This window comes from Dactylosporangium sp. NPDC000244 (assembly GCF_040300725.1).
Lineage (GTDB): Bacteria > Actinomycetota > Actinomycetes > Mycobacteriales > Micromonosporaceae > Dactylosporangium.
The window spans coordinates 57,439-79,891 of the sequence record NZ_JBEPEH010000048.1 but is presented as its reverse complement, the minus strand read 5'-3'; the positions used below and the strand labels follow the sequence as shown (position 1 = coordinate 79,891).

The 22,453-nt window shown below is 72.6% G+C and carries 25 protein-coding genes; 11 read left to right on the top strand and 14 right to left on the bottom strand.

The window, feature by feature from the left end:
* Nucleotides 1-17 precede the first annotated feature (17 nt).
* The 4 genes from ABT369_RS48250 to ABT369_RS48235 are packed head-to-tail and all read right to left on the bottom strand — an operon-like array spanning nt 18 to nt 3,544.
* Nucleotides 18-446, bottom strand: a complete 429-nt coding sequence (locus ABT369_RS48250) for a GNAT family N-acetyltransferase (RefSeq protein ID WP_350623687.1) — start codon at nt 444-446, stop codon at nt 18-20.
* Nucleotide 447: 1 nt separating this feature from the next.
* The gene (locus ABT369_RS48245) at nt 448-879 is read right to left on the bottom strand and encodes a hypothetical protein (protein ID WP_350623686.1); all 432 of its coding nucleotides are present in this window, start codon (nt 877-879) and stop codon (nt 448-450) included.
* A gap of 2 nt (nt 880-881) precedes the next feature.
* The gene (locus ABT369_RS48240) at nt 882-2,279 is read right to left on the bottom strand and encodes a suppressor of fused domain protein (protein ID WP_350623684.1); all 1,398 of its coding nucleotides are present in this window, start codon (nt 2,277-2,279) and stop codon (nt 882-884) included.
* The gene (locus ABT369_RS48235; RefSeq protein WP_350623682.1) at nt 2,276-3,544 is read right to left on the bottom strand and encodes an outer membrane protein assembly factor BamB family protein; all 1,269 of its coding nucleotides are present in this window, start codon (nt 3,542-3,544) and stop codon (nt 2,276-2,278) included. The genes ABT369_RS48240 and ABT369_RS48235 overlap by 4 nt, the downstream gene beginning before the upstream one ends.
* Nucleotides 3,545-3,609: 65 nt before the next feature.
* Between ABT369_RS48235 and ABT369_RS48230 the strand changes: the two genes are divergently transcribed.
* Nucleotides 3,610-3,951, top strand: a complete 342-nt coding sequence (locus ABT369_RS48230) for a hypothetical protein (RefSeq protein ID WP_350623680.1) — start codon at nt 3,610-3,612, stop codon at nt 3,949-3,951.
* On the opposite strand, the gene ABT369_RS48225 is transcribed toward ABT369_RS48230, so the two are convergent.
* The 4 genes from ABT369_RS48225 to ABT369_RS48210 form a co-directional block, all read right to left on the bottom strand.
* Nucleotides 3,910-4,341, bottom strand: coding sequence for a PRC-barrel domain-containing protein (locus ABT369_RS48225; RefSeq protein ID WP_350623678.1), 432 nt, complete (start codon nt 4,339-4,341; stop codon nt 3,910-3,912). The genes ABT369_RS48230 and ABT369_RS48225 overlap by 42 nt on opposite strands.
* Complete coding sequence (locus tag ABT369_RS48220) at nt 4,328-4,909, bottom strand: PRC-barrel domain-containing protein (RefSeq protein ID WP_350623676.1); 582 nt, start codon at nt 4,907-4,909, stop codon at nt 4,328-4,330. The genes ABT369_RS48225 and ABT369_RS48220 overlap by 14 nt, the downstream gene beginning before the upstream one ends.
* On the bottom strand, nt 4,906-5,055 hold the full coding sequence (locus ABT369_RS48215; RefSeq protein ID WP_350623674.1) for a hypothetical protein: 150 nt from the start codon (nt 5,053-5,055) through the stop codon (nt 4,906-4,908). The genes ABT369_RS48220 and ABT369_RS48215 overlap by 4 nt, the downstream gene beginning before the upstream one ends.
* A 135-nt stretch (nt 5,056-5,190) precedes the next feature.
* Nucleotides 5,191-5,766, bottom strand: a complete 576-nt coding sequence (locus ABT369_RS48210; protein ID WP_350623672.1) for a DUF4142 domain-containing protein — start codon at nt 5,764-5,766, stop codon at nt 5,191-5,193.
* A 182-nt stretch (nt 5,767-5,948) separates the two neighbouring features.
* Here ABT369_RS48210 and ABT369_RS48205 point away from each other — a divergent pair, with 182 nt between their 5' ends.
* The 3 genes from ABT369_RS48205 (at nt 5,949) to ABT369_RS48195 (ending at nt 8,502) form a co-directional block, all read left to right on the top strand.
* A complete protein-coding gene (locus ABT369_RS48205) occupies nt 5,949-6,170 on the top strand; it encodes a hypothetical protein (RefSeq protein ID WP_350623670.1) in 222 nt (73 codons plus the stop codon).
* Nucleotides 6,171-6,446: 276 nt separating this feature from the next.
* Nucleotides 6,447-7,199, top strand: coding sequence for an SPW repeat protein (locus tag ABT369_RS48200; protein WP_350623669.1), 753 nt, complete (start codon nt 6,447-6,449; stop codon nt 7,197-7,199).
* A 145-nt stretch (nt 7,200-7,344) separates the two neighbouring features.
* Entirely contained in the window at nt 7,345-8,502 is a 1,158-nt protein-coding gene (locus ABT369_RS48195) for a glutamate-cysteine ligase family protein (RefSeq protein WP_350623667.1), read from the top strand.
* 160 nt (nt 8,503-8,662) lie between these two features.
* Here ABT369_RS48195 and ABT369_RS48190 read toward each other — a convergent pair whose 3' ends face one another.
* Genes ABT369_RS48190 through ABT369_RS48170 form a run of 5 tightly spaced genes read right to left on the bottom strand, consistent with a single transcriptional unit; the run spans nt 8,663 to nt 12,609 of the window.
* Entirely contained in the window at nt 8,663-8,851 is a 189-nt protein-coding gene (locus ABT369_RS48190; RefSeq protein ID WP_350623665.1) for a hypothetical protein, read from the bottom strand.
* 49 nt (nt 8,852-8,900) lie between these two features.
* Nucleotides 8,901-9,569 (bottom strand): hypothetical protein, encoded by a 669-nt coding sequence (locus tag ABT369_RS48185; RefSeq protein ID WP_350623663.1) that lies wholly within the window; start codon nt 9,567-9,569, stop codon nt 8,901-8,903.
* Between the two features lie 23 nt (nt 9,570-9,592).
* On the bottom strand, nt 9,593-10,606 hold the full coding sequence (locus ABT369_RS48180) for a LacI family DNA-binding transcriptional regulator (protein WP_350623661.1): 1,014 nt from the start codon (nt 10,604-10,606) through the stop codon (nt 9,593-9,595).
* Complete coding sequence (locus ABT369_RS48175) at nt 10,603-11,619, bottom strand: LacI family DNA-binding transcriptional regulator (protein WP_350623659.1); 1,017 nt, start codon at nt 11,617-11,619, stop codon at nt 10,603-10,605. Before ABT369_RS48175 ends, ABT369_RS48180 begins: the two co-directional genes overlap by 4 nt.
* A gap of 33 nt (nt 11,620-11,652) precedes the next feature.
* Nucleotides 11,653-12,609, bottom strand: coding sequence for an acetylxylan esterase (locus tag ABT369_RS48170; RefSeq protein WP_350623657.1), 957 nt, complete (start codon nt 12,607-12,609; stop codon nt 11,653-11,655).
* Nucleotides 12,610-12,809: 200 nt separating this feature from the next.
* On the opposite strand from ABT369_RS48170, the gene ABT369_RS48165 reads away from it, so the two are divergent.
* Genes ABT369_RS48165 through ABT369_RS48135 form a run of 7 tightly spaced genes read left to right on the top strand, consistent with a single transcriptional unit; the run spans nt 12,810 to nt 22,201 of the window.
* Entirely contained in the window at nt 12,810-13,703 is an 894-nt protein-coding gene (locus ABT369_RS48165) for an ABC transporter permease (protein WP_350623655.1), read from the top strand.
* The gene (locus ABT369_RS48160; RefSeq protein ID WP_350623653.1) at nt 13,700-14,557 is read left to right on the top strand and encodes a carbohydrate ABC transporter permease; all 858 of its coding nucleotides are present in this window, start codon (nt 13,700-13,702) and stop codon (nt 14,555-14,557) included. The genes ABT369_RS48165 and ABT369_RS48160 overlap by 4 nt, the downstream gene beginning before the upstream one ends.
* 36 nt (nt 14,558-14,593) lie before the next feature.
* Nucleotides 14,594-16,249 (top strand): ABC transporter substrate-binding protein, encoded by a 1,656-nt coding sequence (locus tag ABT369_RS48155; RefSeq protein ID WP_350623651.1) that lies wholly within the window; start codon nt 14,594-14,596, stop codon nt 16,247-16,249.
* Entirely contained in the window at nt 16,250-17,758 is a 1,509-nt protein-coding gene (locus ABT369_RS48150; protein WP_350623649.1) for a GH39 family glycosyl hydrolase, read from the top strand.
* Nucleotides 17,755-18,408 carry a hypothetical protein gene (locus ABT369_RS48145; RefSeq protein WP_350623647.1) on the top strand — a complete coding sequence of 218 codons (654 nt, stop codon included), beginning with the start codon at nt 17,755-17,757 and terminating at the stop codon, nt 18,406-18,408. The genes ABT369_RS48150 and ABT369_RS48145 overlap by 4 nt, the downstream gene beginning before the upstream one ends.
* Nucleotides 18,405-20,420, top strand: a complete 2,016-nt coding sequence (locus ABT369_RS48140) for a beta-galactosidase (RefSeq protein ID WP_350623645.1) — start codon at nt 18,405-18,407, stop codon at nt 20,418-20,420. Before ABT369_RS48145 ends, ABT369_RS48140 begins: the two co-directional genes overlap by 4 nt.
* Nucleotides 20,417-22,201: an alpha-glucuronidase gene (locus tag ABT369_RS48135; RefSeq protein WP_350623643.1), complete on the top strand. Its 1,785-nt coding sequence runs from the start codon at nt 20,417-20,419 to the stop codon at nt 22,199-22,201. Before ABT369_RS48140 ends, ABT369_RS48135 begins: the two co-directional genes overlap by 4 nt.
* Here ABT369_RS48135 and ABT369_RS48130 read toward each other — a convergent pair.
* Nucleotides 22,135-22,446 carry a hypothetical protein gene (locus tag ABT369_RS48130; protein ID WP_350623641.1) on the bottom strand — a complete coding sequence of 104 codons (312 nt, stop codon included), beginning with the start codon at nt 22,444-22,446 and terminating at the stop codon, nt 22,135-22,137. The two genes, ABT369_RS48135 and ABT369_RS48130, sit on opposite strands and share 67 nt — an antisense overlap.
* Between the last annotated feature and the right edge of the window lie 7 nt (nt 22,447-22,453).

Below are 22,453 nucleotides of genomic sequence, written 5' to 3'. Positions count from 1 at the left end.
TGTCACCACGGTTGCGCTCACCGGGAATCCAGCCGCTTGACCCAGCGCCGCCACTCCGGCTCGGATGCGTAGCCCGCGGCCGCCCAGGCGTGGTGGGCGAGCGCGTTGTCCTGCAGCACCATCGCGTCGGCCCGGTGCCCGCCGAAGGCCCGGAAGCGCTCCTCGGCGGCGTCGAGCAGCAGGCGCCCGATGCCCTGGCGGCGCCGGCCGGGGTGGACGGCGAAGCGGTACAGGTGGCAGCGCCAGCCGTCGAAGCCGGCGATGAGCGAGCCGACGATCGCGTCGCCGTCCACCGCGAGCCGCAGGGCCTCGGGGTCGCGGGCGATGAGCGCGGCGACCGCGGCGCCGTCGTCGCCGACGCGGTTGGTGTCCTCGGCGGCGAGCTTCCAGAACACGAGGACGGCGGGGATGTCGGCGGCCTCGGCCGCGCGCAGCGTGATCGTCATGTCAGAGCGCGATCGGCCGGTACCGCAGGATCTCGTCCACGACCGCCTCGGCCGGCTCGTCGCCCAGGGCGAGCGCGGCGGCGCCGGGACGGACGGTGTTCGTCTCCAGCACGAGCATGTAGTAGTCCTGGTCGCGGCCCACCACCCGCATGCGGCGCACGATCTCGACCAGCTCCGCCCGGCTGATGTCCGGCACCTTCGGCCGGGCCGGGCGGGCCGCCTCCAGCGCGAGGTCCTCGATGTCGCGCGAGGCGTAGTAGTTACGGAAGTCGTAGGGCTCGTAGGCGTGGCCGGTGTCGGCGTTGAAGGCGGCGATCGCCTCGGCCGCGTCGCCCTCCTCCAGCAGGTCCTCGATGTGCGAGATGGCCGCGCACAGCCGCTCGACGCGGGACTCGGGCACGGCGGGCGCCGCGAGCGGGGGCCGGAGGTCCATCGTCAGGCCCTCCACGGGGCGCCGTGGGCCTCGCGCCGCGCGGACCGGCCCGCCTCCAGGTGCAGCACGTCGAGCAGCGTCGGATCCTCGTCCACGACGTGGTGCAGGTGCAGCAGCCGGGGGTTCGAAGCATCGGCGCCGTGCAGCTGCCACGTGTCGTCGGCGTCGTGGCTGACGGAGAGCACCGGGTCCGGGCCGGCCTTGACGCACGCCGTGCCCAGCAGCCAGTGCCGCATCCACCAGGCCCGGCGGTCGCGCTCCATCACCTGGTCGGCGACCCACCACACGAACGGCAGGTCCTCGTGGGCGCGCGCCTGCTCGGCGGTCAGGTCCGGGCCGCCCTGGGGCACGTCCGCGAACGGCTCGTCGGTCAGCGAGAAGCCGGTGCCGCCGTCGTGCTCGATCACGTTGGCGTGGAAGGTGGCGCCGCCCGGGTTGCCGGCGCCGATGCCGATGCTCAGGCGGCCCACGCGCGGGTCCGCGTCGGTGGCCCAGCCGAACGCGTAGGACGCCAGCTCGCCCTGAGGGCCGACGAACTCGCCGGAGGCGCGGCGCTCGACGGCCCCCGCGCCGCCGGCCGGCACCTCGGTGAGCTCGTCCTCCAGGACCTGCACGTCGGTGCGCCCGATCGCGTCGATGGTGACGTCGACGACGGCGGGGCGGTGCGGGTCGACCGGGTTGATCGCGGCCGACTCCAGGCGCTGCTCGAGCGCCTCCAGGCCGCGGGAGTGCCGGAACGTCTTCTCGTCCGCGGTGATGGGCAGCAGCCACAGCAGGCGCGCGTGGCCGCCCGGCAGTTGGCACGTCTCCAGCGCCGGCCCCCACGGGTAGGGCAGGCTGACGAGCAGGTGGTCGCACGCGGAATCGCCGGCCCAGGGCCGCCCGATCGAGACGGTGTGGCCGTGGTCGAGGGCGTAGTCGCCGCCGCTCGCGTGGTAGTACGCGACCATGGTCAGCGTCTCGGCGTGCAGCTCGTCGTCGGCGGCGGGGGCGTACAGCAGGAACTCGAGCCCGTGACCGTTGTGCTGGGTGGCGTCCCAGAGGCCGCTGGTGACGTAGAGCCGGCCGCCTTCCTCCGGCGCCACGCTCAGGATGTGCAGGTCCGGGACCAGGTGGTGGACCGGCCCGGGCGCGGGTGGCAGGACGGCGACGTCGCGGCCGGGGAACCGGGCGCGCACATGCTCCAGCAGCGCCCGCGCGGCCGGGGTCAGCTCGTGATCCACACCGGCAGTCTGCCACGGTCCGTCCACGGCCGGGACCCGGACCGGCCCCATCAGGGGCGCCCGCCGGCCGGGTCCCACGGCCCTGGCACGGGCGGCCGCTGCCACACGTTGCGGATGGGTGACCGCCACGACCGGCAGCACCTCGTCGATCACGGCAACAGGGTCCTCGTCGATCACGGCGACAGGTTGGAGGGCACCGGCCAGATCGCCACGGGGTCCTGGAAGCAGGCGAGCCGGGAGCCGGAGACGGTGCACGGCACGGTCGTCCAGTGCTCGGCCCGGGCCAGCACCCGCACCGCGCCCGTCGCGGGGTCGAAGGCGCCGAGCAGCGCGGCGCCGTCGGCCAGCCGGGTGGCGACCAGGACGCCGTGGCGGCCGAGGGCGCCGGTGACGTACCAGTCGGGGACGCGCCGCAGCACGTGGCCGGTCGCGGGGTCGAGGACGACGATGCCCGGCTCGATCTCGGGGCCGGTGTGGACGAGCGGGGCGGCCAGCAGGTAGCGGTCGTCGGGGGAGCCGAGGCTGCCCAGCCGGTTGTGGCGCCAGCGCTCGCGGCCGGTGTCGGGGTCGAGCACGGCGATCTCGTCCCGGGTGCCGGTGCACATCATCGAGCCGCACCACCACAGCGGCGCGCCGCCGGGCCCGTCGTTGCGCTGCCAGAGCATCCGGCCCGTGGTCAGGTCGTAGACCGCGCTGGAGAGCATCTCGTTGCGCTCGGTCGTCTGGGCGATCGTCAGCCGGTCGCCCCGGACCCCGAACCAGTTGAACGCGCCGGGGTGGTCCAGCCGGACCGTGCGGACCACCGCCGCCGACTCGGCGCTGTGCACCAGCAGGGTGCCGTCGGGGTCGAGGTCCGCGATCGCGATCCCGGAGCCCCGCCCGGTGGGCACGAGCGACCGGGCGATGTCCGGCGATCGGGGCAGGGACCAGCGCACGGCCCCGGTGCGGATGTCGACGCCGGTGTCGGCCTCGACCGTGGCCGCGTCCGTGGTGGCGACCACGACGCCGGGGGCGCCGCCGGCGCCGTAGACCGCCGGGGTGAGGCCGGCCCGCCGCCACAGCCGGGCCCCGGTGGCCGCGTCGAGGCCGATGAGCGCCGCCGGCTGCTGCTCGGCCAGCACGACCCGGCCGTCCTCGACGCCGACCATCCGGGTGGTGGTGCCGGTCGCGGTCGTCCAGCGGCGGGCGCCGTCCGGCCACCGGTACGCCGTGAGCGAGTCGCGCGCGAGCACGAAGACCGTGCCGCCGTCGACGCGGACGTCGAGCACCTCGCCGCCGGGCAGCGTCAGCACCGGGTCGAGCGACACGGGCGGCCCGGCGCCGGAGACGAGCGTGAGCGCCAGCGCGGCGGCCAGGGCCGCCGCCCAGCCTCTACGGTGGAACCGCCAGGGCCGCTCGGGCTCGGCCTCCTGCGGACCGCCCCGGGTGTCGAGATCGATCACGGGCGGGCGGCTCCTCGGCGGATTCTCGGCGGCGGAATCGTCACGCGTCGCCGAGGATGGTATCCGTGGATCGCTTCGAAGGACGTGCCTGGCTGGAATGGTGGGCCAACCCGTCCACCGTGCTCGGCGTCGCCGAGATCGACCTCGTCGTTACGGCCGGGGACGGGTGGGACGCGCGCGGGCGGCTGGTCACGACGACCGCCGAGGATCGGGAGGGCTTCGCGTTCCTGTGCGAGATGGACCCGGTGTTCGAGCTGCGGTTCGCGGACGAGAGCCAGCTCACCGTCGAGGTGCGTGACCTCCGCGACGACGGGCGCTTCGAGCTGGTCGAGTACGACTGGCCGCCGGAGCGGCCCATCACCGTCTCAGGCCGCGACGACGACGGCGAACTTGCCGCAGCCCCGTAGCCGTTCGCCGTCGACGGTGGCGTTGCCGACCATGAGCGACGTGAGCTCGCCGGTCTGGATGTCGAATTCGGCGTTGTCGACGGTACCGAGGCTGTCGCCGTCCGCCGTCAGCAGTTGCTTGCGCAGCAGGTGCCCGCCGGCGCCGGTGAGGCGATCGAGGGAGGCCGGCGGGGGCGCGATCCGGGCCGCCGACGCGATCGTGACCGCGTCCGCGCCGAATGCCGTCAGGTCCGACCACAGCAGGGTGTCGGCCCCGTGGACCTTGTGGCGCAGGCGGAGTGCCACGATCCGTTGTTCGTGCGGATCGACGACGAGATCGGCGACCGAGCCCACCGTGCGGGCCTCGTCCATGGCCACGACCGGGCGTCCGGCCGCCTCACTGAACAGCATCGGTACCGTCTCCCGTCTCGTGGCGCAACGTGGCGACGGCATCGCCGAACTCGGCCAGGTTCGGCCGGACGAGCTCGACGGACTCGGTGGGCACGATGACCACCTCGCCCGACGCCGCGATGGTGTGCGGCAGTGGCAGCAGCACCCGGCGGCCGTCGCCGTACAGGGCCGGGCCGGCGACGATGTCGTAGCCGACCACGTCGACGACTCCGCCGGGCGCGACCTGCAGGATCACGTCGGCCACGGCGCCGAGGTCGGTCCCGCCCTCGGTGAGCACATGGTTGCCGAGCACGTCGCCGTTGCCGGCGCGGGCGGCCATGTCCCGCAGGCTCACGGTCGTCGTGGGGCCGGCGGTCATCACCGCGTCGCGGCCCACGCTGCTGACCGCGCCGGCCGGCAGGCCCTGGTCCAGCGGCCCCGCGAGCAGGCCCCGCCCGTTGAGCGTGAAGCCCCGCACGCGGCCGGTGTCGCCGTCGAAGACCACGTCCTTGATGTCGGCGATGTCGTCGCCGTCCAGCGTGACGACCGGCATGCCGATGACGTCTGTGGCTCGTACGAGTCGCGTCATGTCGGACCGCCCCGAGATCCGCCGGAAGTGTGCATGCCGCCCCGGATCACTCCGCCGCGCCGCTGCCGTCGCCGGCTCCACAGCAGCACCGACGCGACGATCACCACCACGATGACCGCGATCACCAGCCAGATCCACCAGGGCATACCGCTTCGCTACCGCGCTGTGGCGGCCCGAAACCTGCGCGCCGGAACATTCCGATGCGGTCTCGGCCGGGCGCGAGCGTGACGCCCGGCCCCCGCCGCGATGAGCCCGGGCCGAAGCGCGGCCGGTCGGCGGGGTCACGACGGCGTGGCCGCGGGCGCCGGTGCCGCGCAGTTGAGGTTGCCGAGGTTCTTGCTCGCCAGCTGCAGATGCTGGCGCAGGACCGGCAGCTGGGCGGCGGCGAACTGGCGGACCTGGGCGTTGTCGGCGTGCTCCGCCTCCTGCTCGAACACGTGCACGTCCATCCCGTGCGCGGCGTAGATGGCCGGGGCGTACGAGCAGTCGAACGCGCCCCCGCGCACGCTCGTCCAGATGGCGGTGAGATTGCGCTGATCGGTGCCGGGCGTGGACGACAAGGTGACGCCGAGTGTCTGGTCGAGCGACTGCAGCTGCTGCAGCTCCTTGCCGTGGTCGGTGACCATCCGGCGGCCGAACGACTGCACCGCCGCGCTCGCGGCCCGGTTGGCGGCGAGCCGCCCGGTGGCCACCTCGAACTGGGCTCCCTGCGCGGCCTGGTTCAGGAACGCCCGGTCCTGCGCGCTGACCGCGGTGCCGGTCGGCGCCGGGGTGGCCGCGCCGGATGCCGCGACGGGCAAGGACGTCGCCGTCACGCACGCGGCCGCGACGACGCTGATGGCGAATCGTGCTCGCATGACATCCTCCGGGGGAGTGGACTGCCTGCCGCTAAGGCCCCCGACTACCCGCTCGACGCGTTCCTACCGGGTTCCGGCCGCCTCGAACCGGCCGGCGGTCGCGCTCCCGCGACGGGCGGGGCCGCGCCGCGGATCGCGTGCCAGACTTGAACCGTACCGACACCGCGGCACAAGGAGGTGCCATGGCTGTCCATGATCCGGTGACCTCGCCGGACCAGCGCAAGCCGGGACATCCACGCGCCGCCCGGCTCGGCGCGGCCGTCATCGCGGCGCTCCTGGTCGCCTTGGTGTTCGGCAGCGACCAGGAGAACAACGTCGCCACCATCTGGCTGGCGGCCGGCGCGGGCCTGCTGCTGATCGTCGTGACGCTCGACTGGGTGCTGCGCCGCCGCGGCCTGCGCTGATCCGGGACGGCGCGCGGCGACGACCGGCACCGGGCGATGTGCGATGCGTCGCCGGCACGCCTGAGACCTGCCGTTTCCGCCCGGCATCCGGCCGCGGGAAAGTGGTCGATCGGGCCGGCAGCGGGCGATGTGCAATGCGTCGCCGGCACGCCTGAGACCTGCCGTTTCCGCGCGGCATCCGGCCGCGGGAAAGTGGTCGATCGGGCCGGCAGTGGGTAGGCGGAGCGGGTAGGCGAACGAACAGAGGAAGGTAGCGACGAACCAAGGAGGTGTGTCGTGGTCCAGACTTCGCAATATCAGGACCTCGCCGGACACCCGGACATCGCCGAGATGCAACAGCGCTATGAGCGGCTCGGCTCCAGCGGGCAGGCGGTCGTCATCGATGGCCTGGTGTTGCTGGCCGGTGCCTGGCTGGCGATCTCGCCGTGGGTGGTGGGCTTCAGCGCCAGCGCGCCGAGCCTGGCCATCAACGACCTGATTCTCGGGATCGCGATCGGCGTGATCGCCCTGGGGCTGACGATGGCGCCGGCCCGGATGTATCGGCTGAGCTGGGCTATGACGGCGATCGGCGTGTGGGTCATCATTTCGCCGTGGATCGTGCAGCGAGGGGTCACCGGAACGACCATCGGCACCATCATCTCGAACGTGGTGGCCGGAGCCGTGACCGTGTTGCTGGGCCTTGGCGCCGTCGGCATGCTGATGTCGGCCCACCGCCAGACCGGATTCAACCGGGGCAGGGGACGGCGCGGCCAGGAGCGTGGCGGCTACGAGCGTGGCTACGACCGTGGCGGCTACGAGCGCGGCGGCTACGACCGCACCGGTGACCGGCCCACCAGCGACCGGCCCACCAGCGACCGGCCCACCAGTGACCGGCCCGGGTACGACCGGCCCGGCTACGACCGTGCCACCAACGACCGGCCCGGCTACGACCGGCTCGGCACGGAGCAGCGGCCCGGCTTCGACCAGCCCGGCGTGGATCGCACCGTGTCCGACGCGGACCGTCCGGGCACGGAACGCCGGCCTCGCTAGCGATCGGCGTGGCGCTGTCGTGCGCCGCGGCGGTCATTCGACGACAGGAGCCCGTCAGCTGCCTACAGACGGGCTCCGTCGTGTGCCCGTGCACTGTGCGTGGTCGTCGATATACAGAAGGTTCGGCCGGGCGTAGCATTCGGCCATGAACAACTCCGGCGAGATTGCGCAGATCGAGGACGCGGAGGGCTACATCGCGTCGATCTGCTTCAAGACGGGTCCGCCCTTCTCCGTCGGCGTCGAGATCGAGCAGCTCGTGCACGACGCCGATCATCCGCACCGGCCGCTCACCGCCGCGGCGCTCACCGCGGTCGTCGGCGGTCACGAGCCCGGCGACGGCGGGCGGGTGTCGCTCGGGCCGGGCGGGCAGGTGACCCTCGCGGCGTGGCCGCAGGCCGGCCTCGAGCGGCTGCACGAGACCGTCCACGCCGAGGTCGACCGGCTCGATCTGCTCATCACGCGGGGCGGCCTGCGCCTTGCCGGGCTGGGCATCGATCCGCACCGGGCACCCCGGCGGGTGTTCGCCTCGCGGCGGCAGCGGGCCATGGCCGCCGCCTTCGCCCGGCGCGGCGGCGACGGGCGCATCCTGATGTACAGCACCGCCGGCCTGCGCCCCCTGCTCCCGGCCGGACCACCCGGCGAGCTCGAGGCGCGCTGGGCCGCCGTGCACGAGCTCGGGCCCGCGCTGCTCGCGCTGTTCGCCAACTCCCCGGTCCACGCCGGCCGTGACACCGGCTGGGCGTCCACCCGCATGCGCGCCTGGCAGGGCCTCGCCCGCGCCGGCGCCCGCCCGACCGGAACCGACCCGGCCGCGGCCTGGGCCGACTACGCGCTGCGGGCCCCGCTGCTCTACGCGCGCGGCCCCGGCGCCAGCTGGAGCGTGCCCGAGGGGATCACGTTCGCGGACTGGATCGGCGGCGCGCTGCCCCGCCGGCCGACCTACGGCGACCTCGACGAGCACCTCGGCACGCTCTATCCGCCGGTGCGCCCGCGCGGGCACCTCGAGGTGCGCTATCTCGACGCGCAGCCGGGCGGGGACTGGTTCGCGCCGGTCGCGGTGCTCTCGGCGCTGCTGGGCGACCCGGCCACGGTCGACGCCGCCCGCGGGCTGGCCGCGCCGGTCGCCGGGCGCTGGGTCGAGGCCGCCCGCTACGGGCTGACCGACGCCGGGATCGCCGCGGCCGTCGCGCCGCTGGTCGACCTGGCGCTGGGCGCGCTCGACCGCGGCGGGCTGCCGGGTCCGCTGCTCGAGGAGGTCTCGGGCGCGGTCCAGAGCCGGTTTCGTCGTGCCCATATGCTATAAATTCGATAGGAGACGTCGACTGATTGCGGGGTCGTGATGGCGGTCGCGGCCCTGCTCTTCGCCGGCGCCCTGGTCGCGCTCGGCCTGCACCACGAACTCGGGTTCTGGGTGCTCGCCGGGCTGGCGATCGGGTGGCAGCTGGTGGCGGTCGAGCGGGCGCTCAGCCGGTCGCGGCGCCGCGATACCGGAAGTCCGCCTCCGCCTGATGCGTGATGCGGTGCAGGGCGCGGTCCGGGGACAGCTCGGCCCACACGGGCGCCTCGGGCGGGGTGTCGACCCCGAAGCCGACGAGCTGATGGGCGAGCCGCACGACCCGGTTCACCACGAGCGTCATGGCCTGTTGTCTCATGCCAAAAGCATACTTCTCCGATAGGATTAAGTCGAGGGGTTGCCGGACGTCACACGGGCTGCTGCTCGGTCATGCCGGGCCGGAGGTTGGCCGACGCGACCGCCTTGCCGTTGGGGCTGTAGACGGTGATCCGCGGGTACTGCGCCGCGGGCAACGGCGAGGTCTTGCCCTCGAAGACGACGCTGGAGGGGGCCGGCTTGCCGCGCCGCTGGAGCCAGAAGACGACGACGGGCCCCTGGGCCGGCGCGGACCCGACGGGCGTGTCCGTCCAGCGCGCGAAGGTGGCATCGGTACTGGTGCCGTCGGCCTGGCTGGTGATCCGGGACACGGCACCCTTGTAGGCGCCGTACTCGATCAGCGAGCCGTCGGTCGCGACGCACTGGTGCAGGCCGAAGAACGGGTTCTGGTCGTCCGAGCCGGTGCCGGCCGTGCACAGGCCCTCGCCGTTCGGGTCGACCTTGCCGGTCGCGGTGTCGCGCACGGCCGCGTCGAGCTGGGGGTGATTGCCGAACACCAGGATGTACAGCACCAGCTCTTTGCCGTTGACGGCGATGCCCGTCGGCATCGTGTTGCCGGCGACCTTGGCGCTGGGGCCGATGTCGATCGGGATCGACGTGGGAGTGACCGGCCCGCCCGGGTGCGACCCGTTGGTCGCCTTCGCGCAGGCGGCCGGGGCGAGCAGGAGCGGGACGAGAAGGAGCGGCAGGCTACGACGCATATCGACCAGACGCCGCGGGCGGGTCAGATGGTTGGCGGGGCGGTGCTGCCGCGCACGACGAGCTCCGTGGCCAGCTCGACCCGGGCCGGCTCGACGCTCTCGCCGACGGCGAGCCGCAGCACCATCCGGGCCGCGGTGGCGCCCATCTCCGCGAACGGCTGCCGGACCGTGGTCATCGGCGGGCCGCACCAGCGGGTCACCTCGATGTCGTCGAAGCCCACGACGCTCAGGTCCGCGGGGATGCGCAGCCCGAGCCGGCGCGCGGCCTCGTAGACCCCGAGGGCCTGCAGGTCGTCGCCGCACACGATCGCCGTCGGCCGGTCGGCCCGGGCGAGCAGATCGTGGCCCAGCTCGATGCCGTCCTCGAAGGTGAACCGCCCGTGCCGCACCAGCTCGGGGTCCAGGGGGCTCCCGGCGGTCTCGAGCGCGCCGCGGGACGCCTCGAGCCTGGCCCGCGCGCACAGGTACTCCATCGGCCCCGTGACGACCGCGATCCGCCGGTGCCCGAGGTCGAGCAGGTGCCGGGTCGCGGCCACCCCGCCGCTCCAGTTCGTCGCGCCCACCGACGGGATCGTGTGCGTCGGCTCGCCGGTCGGGTCGAGCACCACCATCGGCACCCCGCTGGCGATGAGCTGCTCGTACTGGCGCGCCCGGTACGCGGAGTTCACGGCGATGACCCCGGTGGGCCGGCGCGCGAGGAGCCGGTCGGCGGGTCGGCGGCCGCCGGGCGCCGGGCCCTGCAGGTCGGTGAAGCCGACGGCCAGGCCGCGCTCGCGGACGGTCTGCTCGACGCCGCGCAGGATCTCCATCGCCAGGTGGCTCTCGAGGCCGAAGAAGGCGACCTCGATGTTCGGGGTGGTGGTGGCGGCGTCGGCGCGGCGGTACCCGTGCTCGCGCAGCAGCGCCTCGACCCGGTCGCGGGTCTCGGGCGCGATGCCGGCCCGCCCGTTGAGCACCTTGGACACCGTGGGCACGGAAACCCCGGCAAGCTGCGCGATGGCGGCGACCGTCACCTCGCCCCGGCGGCGCGCGCTCATGCGAGCGGGGCCGTGCTGCCGCGGATCACGAGCGGGGTGGCGAGCTCCAGCCGGGACGCGTCGAGGCGCTCCCCGGCGGCGAGGGTGAGCAGCATCCGGGTCGCCAGGGCGGCCATCTCCGTCAGCGGCTGCCGGACGGTGGTCAGCGGCGGGATCGCCCAGCGGGCCTGCTCGAGGTCGTCGAAGCCGACGACGGACAGGTCGTCGGGGACCCGCCGGCCGCGCTCGTAGAGGGCCTCGTAGGCGCCGCGGGCCATCTCGTCCGAGCACGCGAAGAGGGCCGTCGGCGGGTTCGGCAGGTCGAGCAGGGCGAGGGTCTCGCGGTGCCCGGTAGGGCTGGTGAAGTCGCCGATGCGGATGAAGCCGGGCGGGATCTGCAGGCCGGCCGCGTGCATCGCGGCCCGGTAGCCGTCGATGCGGGCCTGGGAGCACAGCACGTCCTCGGGGCCGCCGATGACGGCGATGCGGCGGTGTCCGAGGCCGATCAGGTGCTCGGTCGCGGTCAGGGCGCCGGTCCAGTTCGTGGCGCCGACGGACGGTACCGCCGGATCGGGCTGCCCCACGGGGTCGATGACGACGACCGGGATGCCGAGCCCGGACAGCTGCTCGAGCTGCTGCGCGGACAGCTCCGACAGGACCAGGAGCACCCCGTCGGAGCGGCGCGCGGCGAGGCTGTCGAGCCAGCGGCGGTCCGGCTCGGTGCGCACCCGCCCGTGCACGGCGGAGACGACGACGCCAGTGCCGGCCCGGTGCGCGGTCTCCTCGACGCCGGCGAGGATCTGCATCGACCACGAGTTGCCCAGGTCGACGAAGACGACGTCGATGAGCCCGGCCGGGGTGGGCGGCTGGGCGCGCCGGGGCTTGTAGCTGTGCCGGCGCAGCAGGTCCTCCACCCGGTCCCGGGTCGCCGGGGCGACATCCCGCCGCCCGTTCAGGACCTTCGAGACCGTGGGCACGGAGACGCCCGCCTCGGCGGCGATCTCCGCCATCGTGGCCCGTTGGTGCTGCGGCATCCGGTGTCCCTTCACGTGTACGGCCCGCAGAGTCTACGTCGAAACTTTCGCGAGCCATCGCACCTGGCGCGCCGTGTGCAGAGCCTCGCCGCCCTCGTGGCCGTTGAACTCGTACACGTGCATGGTCCGGTCCGCGCCGCCGTAGCGGTTGTAGGCCGCGAACGCGGTGCTGGGCGGGCACACGGTGTCGCGCAGGCCGACGCCGAAGTGGGCCGGGGCGGTGGCCCGGCGCGCGAAGTGCACGCCGTCCATGTAGGACAGTGTGCGGCGCACCCGCTCGTGGGCCTCGCGGTGGACGGCGAGGTACTGCGTGATCTCGCCGTACGGGGCGGCGTCGGTGAGCGCCAGGGCCCGCTCGATGTGGCACAGGAACGGCGCCGAGGCGAGCACGGCGTGCAGGTCCGGCACCAGCCCGGCGACCGCGATGGCGAGCCCGCCGCCCTGGCTGTTGCCGGCCGCCGCGACCCGGGCGGGGTCGACCCCGGGCAGCGCGCGCACGGCGCCGACGGCGCGGACGGCGTCGACGATGAGCCGGCGGTAGTAGTACTCCGCCGGGTCGAGGATGCCCCGCGTGGTGGGCCGGTGCCCGCCCGCGGCGCCGCGGTGCGGGTCGGGGGTGTCGCCGCCGTTGCCCCACTGGTCGCCCTGCCCGCGCACGTCCATGAGCAGGTGCGCGTAGCCGGCCGCGGGCCAGGTGAGCCGCTCGCCGGGCAGGCCCCGGCCGCGGCCGTAGCCGGGGAACTCCACGACCGCCGGCAGGTCTTCGGTGGCTCCCGCGGGCCGGGTGTACCAGGCCCTGATCGGTGCCCCGCCGAACCCGGCGAACGTGACGTCCCAGGTGTCGACGAGGGTCAGCCCGGTCGGCTCGGGCCGCGCCTCCACCGCGACCGGGGCATCGTCCAGGGCCCAGAAGCCGTCGAAGTCGGGCGGCTCGGGGACGTCGGGCGCATACCGCTCCAGCTCCGGCAGCGGCAGATCGAACGCTGGCATGACGGGACCTCCGAAAGTTTCCGATCGCCGGACGGTCGGCGCCGCGCGTCATGGTAGCGCTACCAGGCCCTCCGCAACAGATCGGCGTTTGCAAGTGTTTGCAGCTCACGGCGTCACCAGCGGGTCCCTTGACACCATCCATTGAAAAATCTACATTACGCGTTGCCTGGCGATGGTTTCCGAAACTTTCGGGAGGAAGCGTGATCCGAGCCCTGCGCCGGGACTGGCAGCTGTACTCCCTCGCCGTCGTCCCGCTCGCCTTCTTCGTGATCTTCCGGTACCTGCCCATGGCCGGCAACGTGATCGCCTTCCGCCGCTACAAGCCCGGCGGCGACCTCTTCGGCGAGCGGTGGGTGGGCCTGCACTACTTCGAGATGTTCTGGGACGACCCCACGTTCTGGCACGTCTTCACGAACACGCTCGTCATCGGCGCGCTGACGCTGGCGTTCACGTTCCCGCTGCCGATCGTGCTCGCGCTGCTGCTCAACGAGGTCCGCACCCGCTGGCTCAAGCGCCTGGTGCAGACCGTCTCCTACCTGCCGCACTTCATGTCCATCGTGGTCGTGGCCGGCCTCGTCTTCCAGCTGCTGGCGCTCAACGGCGCGGTGAACGCGGGCATCAAGGCGCTCGGCGGGTCCCCGATCGCGTTCCTGCAGGAGCCGGGCTGGTTCCGGGGCATCTACGTCTCCTCGGAGATCTGGCAGACGGTCGGCTGGGGCACGATTTTGTACCTCGCCGCGCTCACCACCATCGACCAGGAGCTGTACGAGGCCGCCCGCATCGACGGGGCCGGCCGGTGGCGCCAGACCTGGCACGTGACCCTGCCCGGCATCCGGCCCACGATGATGACGCTGCTCATCCTCAACGTGGGCACGTTCATGGCCGTCGGGTTCGAGAAGATCCTGCTGCTCTACAACCCGCTGACGTTCCCGACCGCCGACGTCATCTCCACGTACCTGTACCGCGTCGGCGTCGTCTCGGGCAGCTTCAGCTACGCCGCCGCCATCGGGCTCTTCGAGTCGGTGATCGGGCTGGCCCTGGTGCTCACGACCAACTTCATCTCCCGGCGCACGGTCGGGGCGAGCCTGTGGTGAGGAGCCGCCTCTTCGGGGTCGTCAACGCGATCGTGCTCACCGTGGTCGTGGTGGTCACGTTGTACCCCTTCGTCAACGTCGTCGCCCGCTCCTTCAGCGGCGAGCAGTACATCCAGGCCGGCCAGGTCAACCTGTGGCCCCGCGGGTTCAACACGACCACCTACCGGCGGGTCCTCGGCGACCCGGTGTTCTGGACCGGCTACGGCAACACCGTGCTCTACACCGTCGTGGCCACCGCGATCTCGATGGTGCTGACCACCACCTACGCGTACGTGCTGTCGAAGCGGCACCTCAAGGGCCGCCCGGTGCTCGTCGGCGTCGCGGTCTTCACGATGTTCTTCAACGGCGGGCTCATCCCCAACTACGTGCTGGTCAGCTCGCTCGGCCTGCGCAACTCCCTGTGGGCGATCGTGCTGCCCAACGCCATCAGCGTGTTCAACCTCCTGGTGATGAAGGCGTTCTTCGAGAGCATGCCGGCCGAGCTGGAGGAGGCCGGTGCCGTCGACGGGCTCGGCACCTACGGCACCCTCTGGCACATCGTGCTGCCGCTGTCGAAGGCCGTGGTCGCCACGATGACGCTGTTCTACGCGGTGTCGTTCTGGAACTCGTGGTTCTCGGCGTTCCTGTACCTCGACGACGCCGACCTGTTCCCCGTCACGATCTACCTGCGCAACCTCATCGCCGGGGCGACCGGCGGCACGGACATCAGCGCGCCCAGCGAGATGACGCTGCAGATCGCGGCCAACATCCAGGCCGTGACGATCGTCCTCACCGCGCTGCCGATCGTCATGGTCTACCCGTTCATCCAGCGCTACTTCGTCACCGGGGTCACCCTCGGCGCGGTCAAGGGCTGACGCGCCGCCCCGTTCGAGAAGGACCGAGGAGTCCACATGAAGGTTTCCAGACGGGCCGTGCTCGGTGCCGCCGGTGCCGCCGCGTTCGCCACCCTCGCCGGCTGCTCGGGCGACGACGGCGACGACACCGGCGACGGCAAGGCCCAGGACTACAGCGCCAACCGCGAGGGGGCGATGGACGGCTACGCCGCCGGCACCCAGTTCACCGCGAAGTCCCCGCTGACCTTCTCCATCATGATGCTCAGCAATGCCGCCTACCCGTACAAGGAAAACTGGACGTTCTTCCAGGAGCTCGCCAAGCGCACCGGGGTGACGCTGCAGTCGACGGTCGTGCCGGGCAGCGACTACAACCAGAAGCGCAGCGTCGTGGTCGCCTCCGGGGACGCGCCCACGATCATCCCGAAGACGTACCACCCCGACGAGGAGGCGTACATCGCCAGCGGGGCGATCCTGCCCGTCAGCGACCACCTCGACCTGATGCCGAACTTCAAGGAGCAGGTCGCGAAGTGGAAGCTGGAGCCGGACCTCGACGGCTTCCGGCAGGAGGACGGCAAGTTCTACCTGCTGCCCGGCCTGCACGAGGACGCCTGGCAGGACTATTCGCTGGCCATTCGCACCGACATCCTGCAGCAGCTCGGGCTGCAGAGCCCCAAGACGTGGGACGACCTGCACACCGTGCTCAAGGCCATGAAACAGGCCTACCCGGACTCGTACCCGCTGTCGGACCGCTGGAGCACCCCGCCCCAGCCCGGCGGCAACAACCTGCTGAACCTCGTCGGCATGTCCTACGGGGCCCTGGCCGGCTGGGGCTTCCAGCACACCACCTGGGACGACGGGGCCAAGAAGTTCGTGTACTCGGGCGCCACCGACCAGTACAAGGCGATGATCCAGTATCTGAACACCCTGGTGGCGGAGAAGCTCATCGACCCGGAGAGCTTCACCCAGCCCGACGACCAGGCCAAGCAGAAGTTCGCCAGCGGCAAGTCGTTCGTGATGAGCTGCAACGCGCAGACGCTCGTCAACGAGATCCGGCCCAGTATCAAGAACATCCCCGGCGCCACGGTGCTGAAGATCCCGGTGCCGACCGGCCCGATGGGCGAGACCATCTTCGTCTCCCGCCTCGAGTCCGGGGTGATGATCTCGGCCAAGGCGCGGCAGAGCAAGAACTTCGTCGCGCTCATGCAGTTCATGGACTGGCTGTTCTACTCCCCGCAGGGCAAGATGTTCGCCAAGTGGGGCATCGACGGCACCACCTACACGGGCAGCGTCGACGACGGCACCTTCAAGCTCGCCAGCGACGTCAACTGGGGCGGGCTCAACCCGTCGGGCACCAAGAACCTCCAGGTCGAGTACGGCTTCTTCAACGGCGTCTTCGCCTACGGCGGGTCCACGAAGCTGCTCAACTCCCAGTTCCCCAAGGAGGAGCTGGCCTTCCAGGAGGTCATGAACAAGCGCACCAACCGGCCCCAGCCGCCCCCGCGGCCGCTCAACGCCGAGGAGCGCGAGCAGGCCACGCTGTGGGAGACCGCGCTGAAGGACACCGTCTACCAGCAGACCCTCAAGTTCGTCCTCGGCACCCGGCCGATGTCGGAGTGGAGCGCCTACGTCGGCGAGCTCAAGGGCAAGAACATGGAGAAGTACGTCGAGCTGGTCAACGGCGCCTACCAGCGCTACAAGAAGGCGCACGGCTGAGTGACCGCCCCGATGCTCGTCCCGGACCGGCCCTCGGGCCGCCTCACCGACGCCTGGCGCCACTGTGTCGGCGCCGGGCGGTTCGAGCTGGCGCTGCGCCGCGACTACCAGGACTCCCTCGCGCTCGTGCAACGGGAGATCGGGTTCCGGCACATCCGCCAGCACGGCCTGCTCAGCGACGGCGTCGGCGTCCACCGCCCCTACGAGTTCGCCGGCTCGCGGCGGGTCGCGCACACGTACACCTACGTCGACCAGATCGTCGACGCCTACCTGGCGCTGGGGGTGCGCCCGTTCGTCGAGCTCGGCTTCACCCCCGCCGCCCTGGCCTCGGGCGACCAGACGGTGTTCTGGTGGCAGGGCAACGTGACGCCGCCGGAGTCGCCGAAGGAGTGGGCGTCGCTCGTGCGCTCCACGGTGGCGCACCTCGTCGACCGCTACGGCCTCGACGAGGTGCGCGGCTGGCCGATCGAGGTGTGGAACGAGCCGGACCTGAGCGTCTTCTGGCCCGGCGCCGACCAGGACGCCTACCACCGGCTCTACGAGATGACCGCGCACGCGGTGAAGGAGGTCGACGCGTCGCTGCAGGTCGGCGGCCCGGCCCTGTCGCCGGGGGCCGACGACGACTGGCTGGCCCGCTTCGCCGCCTTCGTCACCGAGCGTTCGGTGCCGATCGACTTCGTCAGCCGGCACGCGTACACGTCGGGGCCCGCGCAGCCGGTGCCGTTCGGGTCGTACCAGACCCTGCGCCCGGCCGCGGCGCTGCTGGAGCAGTTCGCGGCGCCCCGCCGCACCCTCGCCGGCACCGCGCTGGCCGGGCTGCCGGTGCACATCACCGAGTTCAGCTCCTCCTACCGCCCGGACAACCCGATCCACGACACCGCGTTCCACGCCGCCTACCTCGCGCCCGTGGTGGCCGCGGCCGGCGATCTCGTGGACTCGTTCTCGTACTGGACGTTCTGCGACATGTTCGAGGAGGCCGGCGTGCCGGCGACCATGTTCCACGGCGGCTTCGGGCTGCTGACCCACCGCCAGATCAAGAAGCCGACCTTCCACCTGTACGCCTTCCTCGCCCGCATGGGCCCCGACGTGCTCGCCCGAGGCGAGGACCACCTCGTCACCCGGGACGCGGCCGGGCACGTCACCGTGCTCGCGTGGGCGCCCGCCGACCACACCGGACAGTCCACCGTGGACGGCCACCGGGTGCGGCTGTCGGTGCCCGTCGGGCGGGCCGGGCACGCGTTCGCCGCCCGGTCCTCGGCCGGCGAGGACGCCGGGAACGCCCGGGCCGCCTGGGCCGCGATGGGCCGCCCGGCCTCGCCGAAGCCGCGCCAGCTCGACGCGCTGCGCGAGGCCGCCGAGCCGGTGCGCACCCACCGCCGCGTGCCGGTGCACGACGGCCGGGCCGAGCTCGACCTGACCCTCGGCCGCCACGAGGTGACCCTGGTCGAGGTGAGCCCGGTGACCGACGAGACACCGCCCTGGTTCGACGACTCCCGGTTGTTCGGATGAGCACCCTCTTCCGCTGCGCCGCCCTGATCTACACGCTCCTCGCCGTCGAGCTGCTGTTCCTGCTCACGGCCGCCCCCGGGCTGGCGCTGCTGCTCCTGCTGGATCGCTCCGCGAGCAACGTGCCGCTGTTCGCCCTGTGCGCCGTGCCCCTGGCCCCGGCGGCGTCCGCCGCCGTGTACGCGTTCCGGCGCCGCAAGTCCGACCTCGCCGACCTGCGTCCGTTGCTGGACTTCATGCGCGGCTATCGGCTCAACGTCGTCGCGGTGCTTCGGATCTGGCTGCCCGCGCTCGGGCTTCTCGCGGTCCTCGGCGTCTCGCTGACGCATCGCGGCGCCGCGGGCATTCCGGCGTGGTGGTCGGCGCTGCTGGTCGCGCTGGGGGCCGCGGTGGTGCTGTGGAGCGTCAACGCGGTGGTCATCGCCTCCCTGTTCGTCTTCCGCACCGCCGACATCGCGAAGCTCGCGGCCTACTTCCTGGCTCGTCGTCCGGGTGTCGCGCTCGGCACCGCCGGGATCCTGCTGACCGCGGGCGCGATCACCGTGCTCGCCTCCGAGGCCGTCGCGCTGCTGCCGGCCTCGCTGCTCATCGCCGGCCTGGTGCTGGTGAGCCGGCCGATGTGCGCGGAGATCGAGGAGCGGTTCTTGGCATGAGCAGCAGCATGAACGCGCGGATGGATGGCCTCCGGCAAAGGCTGGGCGGGTTCGCGTTCGGCGGGGACTACAACCCGGAGCAGTGGGACCGGGCGGTGTGGCGGGAGGACGTCGAGCTCATGCGCCGGGCCGGCGTCAACCTGGTCACCGTCGGCGTCTTCGCATGGGCGTCGCTCGAGCCGGAGCCGGGCCGCTTCACCTTCGGCTGGCTCGACGAGGTGCTGGACCTGCTGCACGCCGGCGGCATCAGCGTCGACCTCGCCACCCCGACGATGGCCCCGCCCGTCTGGCTCTCCCACGGCCACCCCGAGGTGCTGCCGGTCATGGAGGACGGCGAGACCTTCGGCTTCGGCAACCGGCTGCACTTCGACCCGACCTCGCCACGGTACCGCGAGCACGCCGTGTGCATCGCCGGGAAGCTCGCCGAGCGCTACTCGCATCATCCCGCGCTCGCGATGTGGCACGTGTCCAACGAGTACGGCCCGACCTCCTACGGCCCGAGCGCCGCCGAGGCGTTCCGGGCCTGGCTGCAACGGCGGTACCGGGATCTCGACGCGCTCAACGACGCCTGGTACACCCGGTTCTGGGGGCAGCGGTACACCGACTGGGAGCAGGTCGCGCCGCCCGAGGTCCCGCGTTCGTGGTCGAATCCCGCGCGCCGCCTCGACTTCAAGCGCTTCACCTCCGACGCGCTGCTCGAGTGCTTCGTCGCCGAACGGGACGCGATCCGGCAGTACCGCGACGACCTGCCGATCCTCACGAACTTCATGCGGTTCTACCGCCACGCGGACTACTGGCGCTGGGCGCGGGAGGAGGACTGCGCCGCGCTCGACATCTACCCCGATCCCGGGCAGCCCGACGCGCACGTGTCGGCCGCACTGCACTTCGACCTCATGCGGTCCCTGCGCGGGGAGCCCTGGCTGCTCATGGAGCAGGCCGCGTCCGGGGTGTCGCAGTGGCGGGTCAACAACGTGAAGCGCCCGGGGCGGATGCGGCTGGGGTCGTACCAGGCGATCGCGCACGGCGCCGACAGCGTCCTGTTCTTCCAGTGGCGGGCGTCGCGGGGCGGGCACGAGCGCTTCCACTCGGCCATGCTGCCGCACTCCGGCCCCGCCTCCCGCACCTGGCAGGAGGTCTCGGCTCTCGGCAACGAGCTGCGGCGCGTCGGTCCGGTGGCCGGCTCCTGGTCCTCCGCGTCCGTCGCGATGTTGTTCGACTGGGACGCCTGGTGGGGCCTCGAGGACACCTACGGGCTGCCCCGCAACGACTTCGACTATGCGCGGATCGCGGTGGACCACTACCGGCCGCTGCTCGAGGCGCACTACGCCGTCGACCTCGTCTCGTTCGACTCGGCGCTCGATCGCTACCGGGTTCTTGTCATACCCAACGCCTATCTTGTTCCTGACGGGTTCGCCGAGCGCGTCGAGGAGTTCGCGGCGGCCGGCGGGACCGTCGTGATCTCCTTGTTCTCCGGTGTCGTCGACCGGGACAACCAGGTGCGGCAGCCCGCCTATCCGGGAGCGTTCCGGCGGCTCATCGGGGCCTACATAGACGAATACTGGCCGGCTCGGGAGGGGGAGTCGTTCGAGGTCGAGTTCGCGGACGGGACCACCGCGACCGCCGACTGGTGGCAGGAGAGCCTGCACCCGGAGACGGCGACGGTGCTGGGGCACTACACGACCGGCGACCTGGCCGGGCGCGCGGCGCTGCTGCGCAACGACGTCGGCGCGGGACGGGTCGTCTACATCGGCACCCGGCTGCCGGCGGACGCGCTGCGGGACACGGTGCTCAGTGCGGTGCGGGCGGCGGGGGTCGCGCCGGTGGTCGAGGGCGCCCCGTCGCACGTGGAGGCGACGCGGCGTGAGCGGTTCCTGTTCCTGCTCAACCACTCCGGCACCCGGGCCGCGACGGTCGCCCTGCCGGGCCCGGGCGTCGACCTGCTGACCGGGTCCACAGCGGACGACGCCGTGGTGCTGGCGCCGCTCGCCGTGGCCGTGGTGGAGCTGTCGTGACGGGCGTGCACCCGGCGTGGCTGCCGCGGGACGTCGACGACAGCATCGTGCTGACCCGCGATCCGGACTGCGGGCTGGGGGAGGAGGGCTACACGATCGCGCGGGCCGGCGGGGTCACGACCGTCGTCGCCGCCGGTGAGCCCGGGCTCATGTACGGGGCGTTCCACGCGCTGCGGCTGCGCGAGGACTGTCCCGCCGCCACGCACCGGCCGGCCAAGGCCCGGCGGGTGATGCAGCACTGGGACAACGTGTTCGTGCACCCCGTGATGGGGCAGGTCGAGCGCGGGTACTCCGGCGGGTCCGTGTTCTGGGAGGACGGGGCGCTCACCGCCGACCTCGACCGGGTCTCGGACTACGCCCGGCTGCTGGCCGCGACCGGGATCAACCTGGTGTCGGTCAACAACGTCAACGTCCACGCGGGGGAGGCGCGGCTGCTCACCGACCGGCTCGGGGAGGTGGCGGCGCTGGCCGGGCGCTTCCGGCAGTACCACATCCGGGTCCTGCTCTCCGTGTCCTTCGCCTCGCCGGTCACGCTCGGCGGGCTCGGCACCGCCGATCCGTGCGACCCTGCGGTGCGCGAATGGTGGGCGGCGGCGGCCCGGCGGGTGTACGCCGTCATCCCGGACTTCGGCGGGTTCGTCGTCAAGGCCGACTCGGAGGGGCAGCCGGGGCCGTTCGCCTACGGGCGCACGCACGCCGACGGGGCCAACGCGCTCGCGGCCGCGCTGGCGCCGTTCGGCGGGGACGTGTACTGGCGGGCGTTCGTCTACAACCACCGGCAGGACTGGCGGGACCGCTCCACGGACCGGGCCCGGGCCGCGTTCGACCACTTCAGCCCGCTCGACGGGCAGTTCGCCGACAACGTGATCCTGCAGGTCAAGCACGGGCCGATCGACTTCCAGCCCCGCGAGCCCGTCTCGCCCGTGCTGCTCGGGATGGCCGCGACCCGGCTGGCGGTCGAGTTCCAGGCGACCCAGGAGTACACGGGGCAGCAGCGGCACGTCTGCTACCTGCCGCCGATGTGGTCGGCGGTGCTGTCGGCCGTGGCCGATCGCGTCGATGCCGTCGTCACCGTGTCCAACGTCGGCGAGGACCCCTACTGGACCGGGCACCCGCTCGCGCAGGCGAACCTGTACGCGGCCGGGCGGCTCGCCTGGGATCCGGCGCTGGACCCCATCGCGCTGCTGGACGAGTGGATTCGGCTCACTTTCCCGGACGCGGCGGCCGGCGTGCTGCACGCGCTCATGGACTCGTCATGGGCGGTGTACGAGTCGTACACGGCGCCGCTCGGGGTCGGGTTCATGGTCAAGCCGGGGCATCACTACGGACCGGACGTCGACGGGTACGAGTACAGCCCGTGGGGGACCTACCACTTCGCCGACCGGGACGGGGTCGGCGTCGATCGGACCGTCGCGACCGGGACCGGGTTCTGCGGGCAGTATCCGCCGCCGTGGTCCGCGCGCTACGAGTCGCTGGAGACCTGCCCGGACGAGCTGCTGCTGTTCTTCCACCACGTGCCGTACAGCCACGTGCTGCACTCCGGCACCACCGTGATCCAGCACATCTACGACATCCACTTCGCCGGCGCGGCGGCCGTGACCGAGATGCGCCGGCGGTGGGATGCGCTGCCGCCCGCCCTCGTCGGGGAGGGCCTGCACGCGCGGGTCGGGGAGCTGCTGGCCGAGCAGGAGCGGTCGGCCGTCGAGTGGCGGGATCAGATCAACACGTACTTCTTCCGGAAGTCAGGCGTTCCGGACGCGCTCGGCCGTCGCATCCACTGACGCCTCGATCGCGTCGATGACCGCACCCCGCCGGCCCCGTACGCGATGTCCCGGACGTGCTCGATCCCGCGGTGGCGGCGGTAGTACGGGGCCGTCATGATCCGCGCCCACGGCCACCGTCGGCGCGGGCGGTCGCCGACGATCGGGCCGACGGCCGCCCGTGCGCGCAGTCCGCGCGCGAACAGGACGGCGAGCCCGGCCAGGACCAGGAGGACGGGGACGGCATACCCGTACGGGAACGTCATGCTATCG